This is a genomic window from Microbulbifer sp. CNSA002 (assembly GCF_047324085.1).
Classification (GTDB): domain Bacteria; phylum Pseudomonadota; class Gammaproteobacteria; order Pseudomonadales; family Cellvibrionaceae; genus Microbulbifer.
In genome coordinates this window covers 2,715,904-2,731,212 of the sequence record NZ_CP172449.1, presented here as the reverse complement: position 1 = coordinate 2,731,212, position 15,309 = coordinate 2,715,904, and the positions used below count along the sequence as shown (strand labels likewise).

General features: G+C 43.5%; 9 protein-coding genes. 8 read left to right on the top strand and 1 reads right to left on the bottom strand.

The window, feature by feature from the left end; all coding sequences use genetic code 11:
- Window positions 1-717 precede the first annotated feature (717 nt).
- Window positions 718-2,763, top strand: a complete 2,046-nt coding sequence (locus ACG1BZ_RS12250; RefSeq protein ID WP_413662044.1) for a S8 family peptidase — start codon at window positions 718-720, stop codon at window positions 2,761-2,763.
- 589 nt (window positions 2,764-3,352) lie between these two features.
- Window positions 3,353-4,738, top strand: coding sequence for a S8 family peptidase (locus tag ACG1BZ_RS12245; RefSeq protein WP_413662043.1), 1,386 nt, complete (start codon window positions 3,353-3,355; stop codon window positions 4,736-4,738).
- A gap of 100 nt (window positions 4,739-4,838) precedes the next feature.
- On the opposite strand, the gene zigA is transcribed toward ACG1BZ_RS12245, so the two are convergent.
- Window positions 4,839-6,044, bottom strand: a complete 1,206-nt coding sequence (zigA, locus tag ACG1BZ_RS12240) for a zinc metallochaperone GTPase ZigA (protein WP_413662042.1) — start codon at window positions 6,042-6,044, stop codon at window positions 4,839-4,841.
- Between the two features lie 879 nt (window positions 6,045-6,923).
- Between zigA and ACG1BZ_RS12235 the strand changes: the two genes are divergently transcribed.
- The 6 genes from ACG1BZ_RS12235 to ACG1BZ_RS12210 all read left to right on the top strand — a co-directional run bounded on the left by ACG1BZ_RS12235 (window position 6,924) and on the right by ACG1BZ_RS12210 (window position 15,094).
- Window positions 6,924-8,846, top strand: coding sequence for a VCBS domain-containing protein (locus ACG1BZ_RS12235; RefSeq protein WP_413662041.1), 1,923 nt, complete (start codon window positions 6,924-6,926; stop codon window positions 8,844-8,846).
- A gap of 87 nt (window positions 8,847-8,933) precedes the next feature.
- A complete protein-coding gene (locus tag ACG1BZ_RS12230; protein ID WP_413662040.1) occupies window positions 8,934-9,164 on the top strand; it encodes a hypothetical protein in 231 nt (76 codons plus the stop codon).
- A 1,728-nt stretch (window positions 9,165-10,892) separates the two neighbouring features.
- Window positions 10,893-11,036, top strand: a complete 144-nt coding sequence (locus ACG1BZ_RS12225) for a hypothetical protein (protein ID WP_413662039.1) — start codon at window positions 10,893-10,895, stop codon at window positions 11,034-11,036.
- A 107-nt stretch (window positions 11,037-11,143) separates the two neighbouring features.
- Window positions 11,144-11,680 carry a hypothetical protein gene (locus ACG1BZ_RS12220; RefSeq protein WP_413662038.1) on the top strand — a complete coding sequence of 179 codons (537 nt, stop codon included), beginning with the start codon at window positions 11,144-11,146 and terminating at the stop codon, window positions 11,678-11,680.
- 1,175 nt (window positions 11,681-12,855) lie between these two features.
- A complete protein-coding gene (locus ACG1BZ_RS12215) occupies window positions 12,856-14,178 on the top strand; it encodes a hypothetical protein (RefSeq protein WP_413662037.1) in 1,323 nt (440 codons plus the stop codon).
- A gap of 184 nt (window positions 14,179-14,362) precedes the next feature.
- Entirely contained in the window at window positions 14,363-15,094 is a 732-nt protein-coding gene (locus ACG1BZ_RS12210) for a hypothetical protein (protein WP_413662036.1), read from the top strand.
- The last annotated feature ends 215 nt before the right edge of the window (window positions 15,095-15,309 follow it).

Here is a 15,309-nt window from a genome sequence, read left to right as displayed (position 1 = left end):
CCTCTCTGAACTTGATAGTTCTCGGGGAAGCAAAGAAGCCTATGCCTATAAAGCTATAGCCAGGTGCGATCGTTTAATTTCACTAGTGAAAGAACACCTATAAAGACCAAGATATAGCAGCTATACAATTCGGAGTGATTAGATTTTCTGCTGATTTGTCAGGCGGTGAATGGTTAGCTCAAGTAAGTGGCTGATAACTAGTGTCGATTAAAGTAGTAGATTTTTTCTTTTCTTTCATGCTCGCAAGAGCGCCCATCCCTCATTGAATCAACTTAGCAATCATCAAAGTCATAGTTAAATAAAATATTTTTGATGTGATATAACATTGCCTTATGCTTAAGGAATAAGGCCGTATTTTTTGTCATAAGTGATCTGTTAATCCTCTTTGGCTGTGTCTCTCGTGAACCATTCCACACTTTTTTGCGGAAAAATATTTATTACTAAAGTTTTTTGTAGAGATTTAAAACTTGTCATCGCAGTCCACATGAGTTTCGAGATCTCCATTGAGGACAACAATTTCCGAGTCGTTATACATTTGTACCAAGATGAAACAATGGTACCAATTTCGCTCAAGCTAACTAAATGATCCTAAATTCAGCAGTTTTTGGGCTTTCCCTTTATAGAATTTATTTAGCCAAAGCGGGGCGGTTTAGGAGTAACCAATATCGAATGATTTTTTGGTATTGGAATAAATATAACTTCGGAGAAACCACAATAATGAAATTATCTTTAAAATTTCTTTTACAAAAGACGGCTTTAGCAAGTGCATTCTCATTGCTATGCACTGCGCCTTTTGGTGCCTATGCGGAAGAAGCGGATAACAAGCTGCTAACTGATCGCATCATCGTTAAGTACAAAGAAAGCGCTAAAGTTGGACGGGCCGCTACTATGGCTCAGGAAACTGTGGAAAAAGCTTCCCGTCGCGCTGGCCATAAAATGCACCATCTGCGCCGCATAGCTACTGGCGCTCAGGTAATGCGCCTGGAAGGTCGAAAAAATAGAGCTGAAGTAAATGCAATTATCGATCGCCTGAGGCAAGACCCGGATGTGGAGTACGCAGAACCAGATCTGATCTTGAAAGCAGTGGCTGTACCTAATGACCCAAGTTACCTCAATCAGTGGCACTACTATGAATCTACAGGTGGCTTGAACCTTCCATCAGCCTGGGATACCACTGCGGGTAACGGGGCTGTGGTCGCGGTACTCGATACTGGTTATCGACCCCATGCAGACCTGGCAGCCAACATTTTGCCGGGCTACGACATGATCGACGATACCTTCGTTTCCGTAGATGGCGATGGTCGCGATAGCGATGCCACCGATCCGGGTGATTGGTATAGCTCTGGTACTTGTGGAGATAGCTCCTCAAGCAACAGTAGCTGGCACGGTACCCATGTTGCCGGCACTATCGCTGGCGTTACCAACAATAATCTTGGTATCGCAGGTGTTGCCTATGAGGCCAAGATTGTTCCTGTCCGTGTGCTCGGCCGTTGTGGTGGCTATACGTCAGATATTGCTGACGGCATCATTTGGGGTGCTGGTGGTTCTGTCAGTGGACTGCCAGCCAATGCGAATCCCGCCGACGTACTCAATCTCAGCCTTGGCGGCAGCGGAAGCTGTGGTACTACTACACAAAGTGCCATCGATACTGCTCGCAGTCTCGGTGCGACGGTTGTTGTAGCTGCTGGCAATAGCAATGCTAATGCAAGCCAATTTACTCCTGCCAGTTGTGATGGGGTGATCTCAGTGGCTGCGACTAATCGCAGTGGCGGTCGTGCTTACTACTCTAACTACGGCAATGTAGTAGATGTTGCAGCGCCGGGCGGAGCACAGAGCTTCGCCAATGACTCCGACGGCGTCCTCTCTACCTATAACAATGGTGCTACTGACCCAGGCAGTGATAGTTACTATTACATCCAGGGCACCAGTATGGCGGCGCCTCATGTGGCCGGTGCCGCAGCATTGCTCTACTCTGTAGACCCTACCTTGACCCCAGATGAAGTTGAATCAATCCTCACCAGTACCGCACGGAGCTTCCCGGCTTCTTGCAGCAGCTGTGGCTCAGGTATTGTCGATGCAGCAGCGGCCGTAGCCTCGGCCAATGGTGGCGGCGGTGGTGGCGGTAACGACGGCGGTGAACTTGAAAATGGTGTTGCTGAGACTGGTATCGAGGGTAACAGTGGTGATGAAATTAACTTCACCCTAGAAGTGCCTAACAACGCTACAGACTTGTCTTTTGTAATGTCCGGTGGAAGCGGCGATGCTGACCTCTACGTTCGCCATGGCAGCGCCCCCACAACCAGTACCTATGACTGCCGCCCCTATACTTCAGGCAATAATGAAACTTGTGATATCGATAACGTACAGGGAGGAACCTATCACGTCATGGTACGTGGATATAGCTCCTTCTCTAACGTAAGTCTCGTGGGCAGCTATACCGCAGGTGGTGGCGGCGGTGGCGGTAGTGACAGCTGGGAAGAGACAAATCTTAGTGGTTCCCGCAACGGCTGGCAGCATTTCACTATTGAGGTTGATAGCGGAGCTTCAACGCTGAGCGCCGTAATGTCTGGTGGCAGTGGGGATGCAGATCTCTACGTCCGTTTCGGCCAAGAGCCCACCCGCACAGCGTACGATTGTCGCCCTTACGAGTGGGGTAATGATGAAAGCTGCAGCATCAGCAATCCAGGCGCAGGTACCTGGTATATCAGTATCCGCGGTTACTCTGACTACTCTGGCGTTTCTCTGAGTGCTAGTACTGAGTAAATGGGCTAACTCCCACTCGACAGGTTCCTGTGGGGTGGGTAGATAGCTGTTCTACTCAAATAATGCCAGTCAGTTAAGCTGACTGGCACTTTCATTTAACACGTTGATCTCTGCAGAATCCTTTCCTAGTGATATTGCCGGCAATATCACCAATTCTGTGATGATCATTTCCACTGTTCGATTAAAGCTCGTTTTATCAGAGTGAATTACCTTCAAGCTCCAGCCTTTTCTTTAAAGTTGATAAATTTTCGAACGGTATTTTGCAGCCTTTCTGTGCACAGTGATTGGAAAGCCCTTAGTTATCTCTATATCGGTGCAAAGACAGATAAATAAGTTTGTTTAGGTGGAGGCTGTCACAAGAATAGAAAGAGGCCGACAATCACCTAAGAAGGATACATCGGTTGCCACTACTATCCCTGTGGGCAAAATTGAAACACTGGTACTAATTTTTGTCTCGATATCCAGCCATGACTTGCTCAGGCATATATCTTGCGTAAAGCCTAACGTGCCCTGTCACAACAGGGACAGTGGTACTAATGGTTAGGATGTTACACCCCGTCGGCTAAATCATCATGGAGAGATAACAATAATGAAGTCACTGTTGAAAAAATCCACTCTAGCAGGTGTGTTTTCACTTCTATGTACAGGCTCCTTCGCCACCCAAATGGATAACCTAAGTAGTTCCCCAACAACTGACCGGATCATTGTGAAATACAAGCAGGATTCCACGATCGGACGGTCAGCGAGCATGACTCAGGAAACTGTGGAGAAAGCCTCTCGCCGTGCGGGCCACAACTTGCGCCACTTGCGGCGCATGGCGACGGGTGCACAAGTCATGCACCTGGGGAGCCGAAAAAGCCAAGCCGAGATCAACCTGATAATCAACCGCCTAAAACAAGACCCCAATATTGAGTACGCTGAGCCCGACTTGATGATGCACCCTATGGCGGTCCCTAATGACCCCAGCTATTACGACCAGTGGCACTACTTTGAAGCTGATGGTGGACTGAATTTGCCCGCAGCCTGGGATATAACTCAGGGGGAGGGCGTGGTAGTAGCAGTTATTGATACCGGTTATCTCGCTCACACAGACCTCATGGACAACTTGCTGCCTGGTTACGACATGATTTCGGATTCCGATATCGCTGTAGATGGGGATGGCCGTGATAGTGATGCCAGTGATCCCGGGGATTGGTATACCGATAGTTACTGCGGAAACCCACTGTATCCCGAATTTGATAGCAGCTGGCATGGCACTCATGTGGCCGGCACCATTGCTGCCGTCACCAACAACAATATGGGTATCGCTGGGATAGCCCATAAAGCAAAAGTGCTCCCCGTTCGAGTACTCGGCCGCTGCGGCGGTTACACATCTGATATTGCTGATGGCATTGTCTGGAGCGCTGGCGGCTCGGTTAGTGGTGCACCAGCCAATGAAACTCCGGCTCAAGTGTTGAACTTGAGCCTGGGGGGCTTTGGCCTCTGTGGAAGCACAACTCAAAGTGCCATCAATACAGCCCGTAGCCTGGGCGCCACAGTTGTTGTTGCCGCAGGTAACTCTGGGCGGAATGCCTTCTGGTTTTCGCCGGCTAACTGTTCAGGAGTCATTACAGTATCCGCGACCAACCGCTCCGGAGGACTTGCTTACTACTCCAACTACGGCAATGTGGTCGATGTCGCTGCCCCCGGAGGTGAAACTAACTCGGTGGAATCCGATGGCGTTCTCTCTACATTAAACAGCGGCGCGCGAACTCCCGGTAGTGATAGCTTCGCTTACTACGCCGGCACCAGCATGGCCGCTCCACATGTTGCCGGTACAGCCGCACTTATATATTCAGTCAAGCCCGATGTTACACCAGATGAGGTTGAATCCATTCTCACCAGTACAGCCCGAAGTTTTACAGGCTCATGTCGGCGCTGTGGGTCAGGCATTGTTGATGCGGCGGCAGCCGTTGAGGCCGCTATAGAGAATTGAACTGTCGAAAGGCGCTAGCTTAATAAAAGACCGACATTTCGTCGGTCTTTTACACTTTCCCACTAAAGGATCTAGCCAAGTACAGGGGTGAGGTTAATATTCATCCTTGTTCCCATGCGGGAAATGGATCATTCAATGTCGCCCAGTATTCTTTGCCTCGTAGCACTTCGTCCTCGCTTAGCAGGCAGTCATCAAGCGCTTTTGTCATGCTGGTTTGATTCAAACTCTGGCCAATAAATACTAGTTCTTGCCGCATATCACCAAAGGGTTCTACCCATTGTTTTTCAATGGAGCTGCGATAATTTTCGTCTGTGGGCCAGTTTTCTTTGGGTATAGCTTTCCAGAACATCCCAGCGAAACCATAGTGGGCAATGCCTCCCGCTTGACTCCATTCGCCTGCAAACTCAGGGCGGGACGCCAGCCAAAAATACCCTTTGGAACGAATTAACTTGCCGTGCCTCTCAGTATTGTGCAGAAATTGATGAAATTTTTCTGGATGGAAGGGTCTACGTGCTTCGTAGCTGAAACTGCTAATGCCATACTCTTCCGTTTCAGGAATATGTTCACCTCGCATCTCTTTAAGCCAACCAGGTGCTTGCTGCGCGCGCTCGAAGTTAAATAAGCCGGTACTTAGAACCTCGTCAATATCGACTTGCCCTTGAGAGACCGGAACTATTTTTGCCTGCGTATTTAGAGTTCGCAGAATGGCCTCTAGGCGCTCAACATCAGAAGGGCCAGCTAAATCTGTTTTACTGATCAGAATGACATCTGCGAACTCGACCTGGTCGATCAGCAAGTCAGTTACACTGCGTTCGTCGTCTTTGCCTAATGATTCACCAGCATCCTGTAAAAATACGGCCTCGTCATAGTCCTTTAAAAAATTGACTGCATCGACCACCGTCACCATTGTGTCCAAACTGGCAACATCAGAGAGAGAAACACCATTTTCGTCCGCAAAAGTGAAGGTTTCTGCAACGGGTAAGGGTTCAGAAATCCCTGTTGATTCAATAACGAGATAATCAAACCGTCCTTCCTGCGCAAGCTTAGTGACTTCCTCCAGAAGGTCTTCCCGCAGAGTGCAGCAAATACAGCCATTACTCATTTCAACAAGCTTCTCCTCACTACGGTTAAGAGAAACCTCGCTCTGTACTTTCGTCGAATCAATATTGATTTCACTCATATCATTGACGATTACAGCAACTTTTTTGCCTTCGCGATTGTTCAGTATGTGGCTAAGTACGGTAGTTTTACCGGCACCTAGAAAACCTGAAAGGACGGTGACTGGGAGTTTGTTTGTATGTGCCATTAGCCTCTCCGCACTCTGAGTGTTCATCCATGTGTACTAGATTAATCAGATGGTGCGCAATGATATATCGTATCTTTTTTGAGTCAAGCTATTTCATCTATATGAGGGTAGGGCGGTAGTATTACCGCTCCTCCTTTACCCGCTTACTCCGCCCACTTTCATGCCGCTCCCGCATGTCGGAAACAATGTAGCGATCGGTCGTAGCCATACTTGCATGGCCCGCATCATCGCGCACATGCTCGCGAGGACGGTACTTTACATCTTCAGAAATACCCGTCAGGAGACAAAGGTTGATGTTGTCTACTCATTGAATGACTTTGTCTTCGTTAGCAACTTCCCCACCTAAATTGTTTTCCGGGTTTAGTAGGCCTCTACACAAGAATCTCCTGGGAAGGCGCGCTCTGATTCTAAGGTGCTCTGAAGGTCAGAGAAATTACAGAAATATTTAGCGGTTACCTATGGACCAGGGTTGCAAAAAATATAGCCGAATAATATCGAAATGATACATGGAGGTTGAAAGTGGTGAGCTTATGGGATTGTGCCTGCATCTATATAAAGTTCACAAAAATGAGAAAAAATTTAAAGAAAGACTAAATTCTAAAATTTACCGCCTTAAATCTAATGACGCTAACGAGTTTTATACAATAATTAGGACTCCAATGTTTAGGTTTAGTTGTGGCTAATTAATTCACGATTGTTTAGTGGATGATTATGTTTTGTGCAGGGCAATATATGCATATGATTTAGTTTACTTATTGCTTTGTTAAATAATTGTTCTTTTGATGGTGGCTGCGCCATCAATTTAATAAATAGATCTCCTGTGTAGCCCAAAAGTTAAACACGGAAAAATAACCTTAGAAATAGTGCTTTGGAGAATGTGTGAATAATATAGGTATGATTTCAACTGCCATTTTGTTATCTGTTCTTACAGCTTCATGCGGAGGTGGCGGAGCAGACTCAAGCTCTGACCAAAACACGGATGAAAGTTCTGTTGGGAATGGTGGCTCAGAAGGAGGCGATAACTCAGGAGGTGGTAACTCAGGAGGCGGTAACTCAGGAGGAGATAATGACTCAGGAGGAGCTAACTCAGGAGGAGATAATGACTCAGGAAGTAGTGATGATTCTGGCGACACCAGTCCGAACCAAATAACAGGTGGTTCTGGTAGGATTTCAGAAAATCTCGAAGAGAGAGTTTCAGGGAAGCTCTCCAGTGACACAAATAGTGAAATCCAATTTACTCCAGGTAGCTTTCAAGGGGTTTATGGCGAGCTTGAAGTCAGTGCAGATGGAAGTTGGGTATATGTACTTGATGATCTTCTTTCAGATCCTATTCAGGGTGAGGAAGTTGTAAGTGATAATTTCGATATAGGAATTCAGGCAAGTAGTGAAACAACTCCCATTGTGATTGCAATTGTAGGGTTTGATGATCCATACGAATTTAATGTAGAAACACCAATTGGCACATTAGTGGTTGGTGACTCAGAGTACTTAACCGGAACGCTAACTATCAGTGATATTGATGGAAATGCACCAACCTTTAATGATGAAGCTATTGAGAGCGAGTACGGCGAGTTTAATATAAATGAAAATGGTGACTGGGAGTACCGCCTTAACGAGAAAGCTGATGAAATTCCCTCAGGAACTTCAGTTACTGAAACGGTTGAATTGTCACTAAGTGATAATAGCTCTCAACTATTAACGTTTTCTATTAATACCATAAAGGTTAAGGAGAGTAGTATTGTATTCATATATATGGAGTTCGATGGTGATTCGTCATTAGATATTCTGGGTATTTCTGATCTTGCAAATAGAGTTTTCAATAATTCAGACTCTATGGATAACGTATATTATAGCAATTCGTTTGGGCAACATAATTTTGTACGGCATCGTGCTGAAGATAGCTCACTAGAGAATTATTGCTACGGCTCTCCTGGGCAATATACCTCTTCAATTGATTGTGTAATTTTTAATGTTCCCGATGAAATAAATGGAGACATGCTTAGCTACCAAGAGATATATGATAGGGTACATCTTGGTGGCCGATATACGGACAAAGGGCTGAGTTTCCGTGACGAAGCTACAGCTTGGGCCAAAGAAAACCTGGTAGATGAGAATAACGAACCTCTAGATCTAGGGAAGTGGGACCATCGAGTATACCTTTATCCGAAAGCTATTTTTGGAGCAAGTGCGATAGCTGCAACCTGGGGGGGATGGTCCTTAATAGGGTTGGATTATGGTCCAGTTCGTGGTATAGATTTTATTCAGCATGAAGTGGGTCATAATTTTGGGCTGGCCCACGCGAATTTTGATAGTAACAATGATGGGGATGCTTCTGATGGTAGATATGGAGGTCTAGGAATAATGGGGTATGGATATTCTAAAATATTTGGTAGTGGCCAGAGAGAATTCTTGGGGTGGTATGAATCATTCCCAGGATATACCAGTGTAGTCACACCGTCTGCAGGCGTTTTTCAAGAGGCTGAATTGCAATCAATTTACCTCGGTCCCGGAGAGCTTTCAAAGGATATTCCCCAGCAAATAAAAATACGGAGTGAAGGTAGTAGTCACGGCAAAGATTATTACTACATAAATTATCATACTCGCCACTCCATAATGAATCCAAGTCAAAGCTCCCCCTCAGTAGTTGTTAGTTATGCCGATGATGGTGCATATAATGATGTGGTGAGACTTAAGTCGCTAGGTGAGTCTTTTACAGATCCTATGAATGGGTTGGTTATCAAGTTTGAATCGGTAGATGCTGTAAGTGGTTACGCAAAAATTTCCGTAAAATATAGTAACTGATTATTTTTAAATAAATGTGTTTGTAGGGTGGAGATTGTGTTGAGAGTGCTATTATTGGTAATTTTGTCTGTTATGTCGGCGACTGTCTTGGCTGAACGCATTATAGTCGGGACGGTAGAGGAAATTGTTTTAGAGGGTGAGGGGTTTAGTCATATGGAGTATGTTTTTTCAGTTAAGGATGAGGCTTCAGGAAATTATTTTTTCATTGACAAGAAAGAAATAAAAGGCTTTGCTGTAAAGCACGGAGATCGTGTCAGCATCAAAGCTGAATGTGAAGGCTCTCAGATTAGTGAAATTACTGAGATTAATCTGCTATAAACATATTGCTGGGCGTGAGATGTGCCTTGAGAAGGCATATATGACCGGGTGAAATTTCTCATGCTTTTGGGTGCTGGGAGTCGGTGAGATAATCACTAAATTCGATCGTGAATGTGCTTAATAGCGGCTTCTGGGCCCAAACAGTAATAGAAGCTAGTGCATAATAGTGGTCAACTCTTCTTGATAGCCGCCCCCCCCCAAGCGCCCCAGTATTTCATCTCCGCCATATTTGGTGGCAGCCCGTCTTTTTTGATGTGATTTTATTGGGCTATAGAAACCCATAATATAATTAATAACTTTCTGTTTAGCTGGGGGGAGGATTTGTAGCTAATGTCCCGAGCCCGTTCCGGCTTTGCTTTTGATCCGTAGGTCATCGTATGTGTCGGTTTGACATTCTGGTATTGATGGCCCGATAGTTGAATGCTTTCTAGGCTGAGCAAGCTTCGCTAGCCGTTCAGCTTGGTTTCAGCTGAGTTGTATGTCGCCTTACGTTATAGTCTTTGATATTGTCCTTGCTCCACCTGAGCCGTTGCTAATTTGTAAGCTGTTCGTGTCCGGATTTAGTGGATTGCTACAATTGAACACTCCTCATAAAAAACTAAGAACTAAAAATTGAAGCCCACAAAATAAAGCATTTAGAGGTTCCTCAAGATAAAGTATAGAAATTATTAGAGCCACAAGAGGAAGTGAAAATAATGGATGTAAACTCAGTCGGTAGCGCAAGAACAACAAGTGGGGCGCCCCAACATTAAACAACACGCGAGACAACCGATCCGCTGAGAGCAATACAGGTCGAAAAAGATTAACCAAAGCGCGCAGAGCTGATCTCTGTGACCGAATTTTTACTAGATTATGTTGCAGAAAGAAAACTGTTCAAGCCGCAAAGACCGTCCGAATCAAGTAACGACTGAGTCATTAAGCCTGGGGGATATAAAACCTGCGGTTATGTCCACATTAATTTACAAAAGTCCCCACTCCAGCAACCAAAACTGCATACTCTTTTTGCTTATGTAAGGGTAGCTGCTTCTTTAGCTGATGGACTATTTGATCCGCGAGGCTTTGTTGACGAATGACTCTAGAGCTATGAACTGACATTCTGCATAGCAAACTGCTTATCACTGTAAGCGACTACAGGTAATTACTCCATTCAGGGCATTCAAGTTGAGTTGTTCGTCTGCCAGGCAGAGAAGCCTAAAAAGGTGTGTCGTCAATCGATAAATATGGTGATATGAAGTCTATACCAGTCGTCTTGCTGGCATAGATTACACATTACTTGCAGTGCTTCTGAGGGGGCATATTTTTAATGCGAAATTACGTCCATAGTGTCACATAATATTTACCTATAAGCGCTGCAGGGCCTAAAGGCTGTCAATATTGAGTGTAAATCACCGTAGTGGGGGACCTGGTCATTTGTAGGACCCCTAGTTTTCTGTTTGGGGGGCATGGGACTGGTAGCGTCATTCGCACTTTGCGTTGCGACCGCTTGAGATGGATTGATACTCCTGTGAGGCGGTGTATCGATTTAGAGCCAATCCAGAGTCAGAAGTATCGGGTTATTATTTAGGAACTTCTTAATTCTAAAAAGATAAAACTAAAATCAAAAGATTTGCCTGTTTGAAAGGAGTAAGATTCAAGTAAGTAACTTTGCAGTAATGTCTACGTTTAAATAATAAATGTAGCAATAGACTTGCTTGGTATTTTGTTAACTCTTTAATAGAGGAAGATATAATGGGATCTGTAAGTGGGGTAAATAATCAAGGACGGATAGCTGTCTCTAGTCCTGAAAATGGGCGGCAAAATCAGGCAGGCAATCAAGAAGGGCAGGTCTCAAAAAAAGGGCTGGCCTTGGAGCTAGGATTTATTCAATTTTAGGTTGCTTAAATCCTATAAAAAGGGGTTCTCCTAATCCAAATGAAGTAGTACCTATAGACAAACCTATAGTAAGGCCAAATTTTGGTCTGGCGCCCTTAAAGCCCCATATGCTTGAGGATGAATTAGTATCTACTGAAACCGACAGGGCTGCACAATACAAAAAGCCTAGTGAGCAAAAGTGGGCAAAAATGACTACCAATGATATTGTGGAAGCGTATAAACAAAAGCAGCCAGATCCAGCTATTGATTCGTCACAGCCTGTCTATGATTGTGATAATCGCCCAATAGTTTGCAATAAGGATTTACCTCGCGTAGCAAAGCAGGAGACGATTTTAAGCGGGAGTGACCACGTAGGTAAAACCTATGTGTCAAGTGATAGGAATAACAATGCGATTAATGATGCTAAAGGTATTAATTGGAATAATATTCAATTACGAAAGGAGCCAGCCTTTCATGACTCTAAAGAAATAGGCAGTGAGCCCGAAGAGGTAGACGAAGATAGCTTCGGTTTAGAGACTATTGCGGGCACTAAAGATGTGCCGGGGGTTTTTAAAAGGCTAGGTGAGTCCGGCGAGATCAGTCACGAGACTCTCGAATTTAATGCTATAACTAATCAAGTAAAAAAAGAAAATGGTGCTCAGTGATTGTGATTGTGGTTGTTGATTGTAGATTTAGTCTTATGGTTTTAGGGGGGTAGCAAAGGAAGCCCTAAAACTAACGGGGCTTCCATTGTTTTGCCTTTACTTGGAAAGATTAAGAGCATTTTTGCCTGAAATCTAATTTCTAAGATATATCCTTTGCATTGGTGTGCCCTGTTTTCTATTGATATGAATTCTGGGCATATTCTTCATTAATGAAAGATGACTTTCCTATCGATAAGTTCTTAATTTTTTGGGGGAAGGTGTGGAGATGTCTTTGAGCATATAATGCCTCAAACACGGATTTTTATGCTGATTAATTGGTGTCTAAGGCGGGGGGGGTAATTGAGGCTTGGTGGGAATAGTTTTGAATGCTGTTTTTATACGTTTTTCTAAGACGATCCTCTTAGAGCTATTTGATGTTTATAGATGAGGTCAATGCTATAAGAGCAGTTTGCAGATCATAAAAATTGACCAAAATTTAAAAACAAAGGGTTAAATCTGAAAGTTTATACTACACATATCTGGCATTATATACAACCATTGCTGATGGTAACTAAGGGTTAAACCTGTATTTAAGGGGCAAGAGGAATGTAGTGTAGATGTATTGTAGTCGTGTCCGATATCAAGTGCGGTCGTATTTGCCTGAGTTAAATTCTGAATTGATGAGAAAAATAGTAATGAGGCTAAGTGATAGACACCAACATTCTATTTTAATCGGCTCAAAAACGGGGTGCGCTTATCATCATTGTTGTTTCGACTTTATAACCTAGTGGACTTAAATTTAGATTTGAATGTAGGGGTGTGCAATAAATTTAAGTGTCTCTAAGTAGCTGACAGATGATCATCTCTATCTGGTCTTGGTCTTGCGGGATGTTTAATAAATTGCCGCTGAATAGATTGTCTGGGGCTAAATTTGGACTATAGGGAGTATTCCCGCTGAAAGCATAATTAATCAATTAATAGACTCAACTAGATGGGTGATTTTTTATGGGCTGAATAATGGGCTCTCTCTGCCCACTTTCGGCTTAATCCGTCGAATATTAGATATGAAACTAACGGCATATACGGCCCGCTAAAAGTGAGCTTTTCATTTTCATGGATGTAAAAATTCATGAGAAACCCTTTTTTGAAGAGGTTGATATGTCTGCTACCAACTATACGAGATTTTGGAATTGTATATGGGAAAAATTAATCAATCTGTTGCTAATTCGTCTGCTAGCAGTTTTCAGTCGCTTGTTACAGTTAGCGATGATCAAAAATTAAATCAAACTAATCCCCCGAAGCCATCCGGCTTTAAACATAAACTACAGGTTGTGGCGCAAAGATTACACGGAGGATTGGCATTCGTGGTGCCCGGCCTGAAAAGTAATAAAAATACTCGGGTACCAATTCCCAATGAAGCAAGCTCAGCTGGTAAAGTTGGACGGCAGCCAGTTGATCTTGGTCGGTTAGTGCGGCTGGATGATTTTTCCAAAAAAGCTGAGGATATCCTTGAGGAAAAAAAAGACTTGGCGCAATTAAAAAACTTAAAATCTAAAATCGATAAAGAGATTGAATATTTTCAGTCAATTGCAACTAATTTTGAATTAGATGGTGAGGGTGACGTGTATGTCATGGGTGAGATTAAAAAGGGGTTGGAATCGTTAAAAGGTTTGGCAGGGAAATGTGAGGGTAATATTTACGAGTTAGTACGTAATATAATTGATGAAGAAACTTATGAAGTATGTGTGGAACCAAAGAAGGATTTGACACAGGGTGCTCTTAATCGATCCAGATTAGATGAAGTCTACTTTATGCGGATTTTATCTACGGAAGGTAGCCAGTTAAATAAAGTTTGGACAAATGTCGCGCATAAAACCTTTACCTCCGAAAGTACAAATTTTCTACGGGAATTTGGGCGTGTAATAAATATAGGCGTTACTACCGAGCCGCAAGAATATCCTACCCTTGATGAATACCTCTTAGATTTATACGATGCTTTGACAAATGGCTTGTATTTAGGAGACGATGAAACCCTTAAGAATTTAGAGTTGATTGCAAAGGAATTTGTTGAGACTGACGATGGCGAAAAATTTGTGTTCACACTTGAGCAGGCTGAAAAATCAAATCCGAATACGTTAAATATATCAGGGGAGCAAAGGAGGCGTGTTGTTGATGGTCTTAAAAATTTAAGAAGCTTATACCCAGGGAAAAGTCCAAATAATCAAGATTCTGCCTCCGGTAGTTCACAGCGTGGCTCAAAAGAAAAAAATGAGAAAGATCTTGATTCTTTGTCCTCCCTTGCTCCTTCTGAGGGAGGCGTTTCTGATAAGTTATCGGTGGCAACTGTTAAGTCCTCCGGTTCTATAGATGATACGGTCTCCACGGCAATTAATAATGTACTTGGTGGTTATCTAGATATAGTTAATGAGATTTATTCTACTTTTATGAAAGGTGCCAATATAAAGGAGGGCCTTGAGGACATCCTCCAAGAGCAAAATAGGGCAGATTTGATTGTATAGGCCTTTTTAGATTTTGAGTTCAGCTTCGCATTTAAAAATGCGGAGCTGTATTTGTAGTGAGTTTATACGTTGGCGGTGAGTTATAATGAGCTCAGTTCCTTTGTTGGGATTTCTAAGGCTAAATAAATTATTTATTCAGTATAGATGGATAATTTAGGCGCAAGGTATCTTGCTTGGGTGCAAAATGAATGATTTTTTAAGTACTGTTTCAATTCGAAGATCAAGCTCATCTGAAGCATTATGTGGGGCTCACACTAACAAGAAAACTAGTTCAAGTTTTAGTCGCAATATTAGTCGTCTAGTTGGCTGTGTCGCTGGAAGTCTTAAGACGTTAATTTCTGGTTTAAGGCATAGTGGGTGCAGAGAGATTGAAGTCCCAACAAAAATTCAGGCTGATCTGGGGGTAATAGGGGGTGCAAGGAAGAATAATGACAAGGTTAATTCTGAGCCTGGCAGTGCCCAAAGCCATAAGAATGTAGGAGTAATTCATAATGTGAGTATTAGTTATCAGATACATAGCATCAAGAAATTTTGTGAAGATGCCCCTTCCAAATTGAGGGGTTTCTCTGATAAACGAAGCTTGGATGATTTTCTGGGAGAAGTTCAAGATGCAATTTCGGAGTTGCAATCTATCGGTCAATACTTATTTCGGGATAAGGATGATAGTGATATTTTCTTGAAAAGGTTGGAAGATTGCGAAAAGTTAATGGAAAGTTTGGAGCAATTGGAAGTAGCTACAGAGAAAAAAATAGAGCACGTTGATATCAATAATTCCTTTGCAAAGAGTAAGGGGGAAGAGGGGAGACGGCATGGCCAAGCGGTTTCCGGTTTAGATCGATTTAGTTCGCCTGACAACTCTGGATGGTATGAACTTGATATTAATACTGGTCAGATTGTTGCTAGATTGTCTGACTAAATTGTGGTGGTCCAGCTTATATCCATACGATAAGCTGTGTCTATCTATGCAATTGATTCTATAGATATACCCTTAGTCTGGTATAGTGATTTCTTAGGTTTTTTCCTCTTCGATGGCCCACCTCATGGGCCTTTTTTATGTGATGTGGGTATTGCTATTTGTTTATCAATGTTTACCGGGTGGATTGGTCGGGGAATCCTGGATCAAGCGGCTGT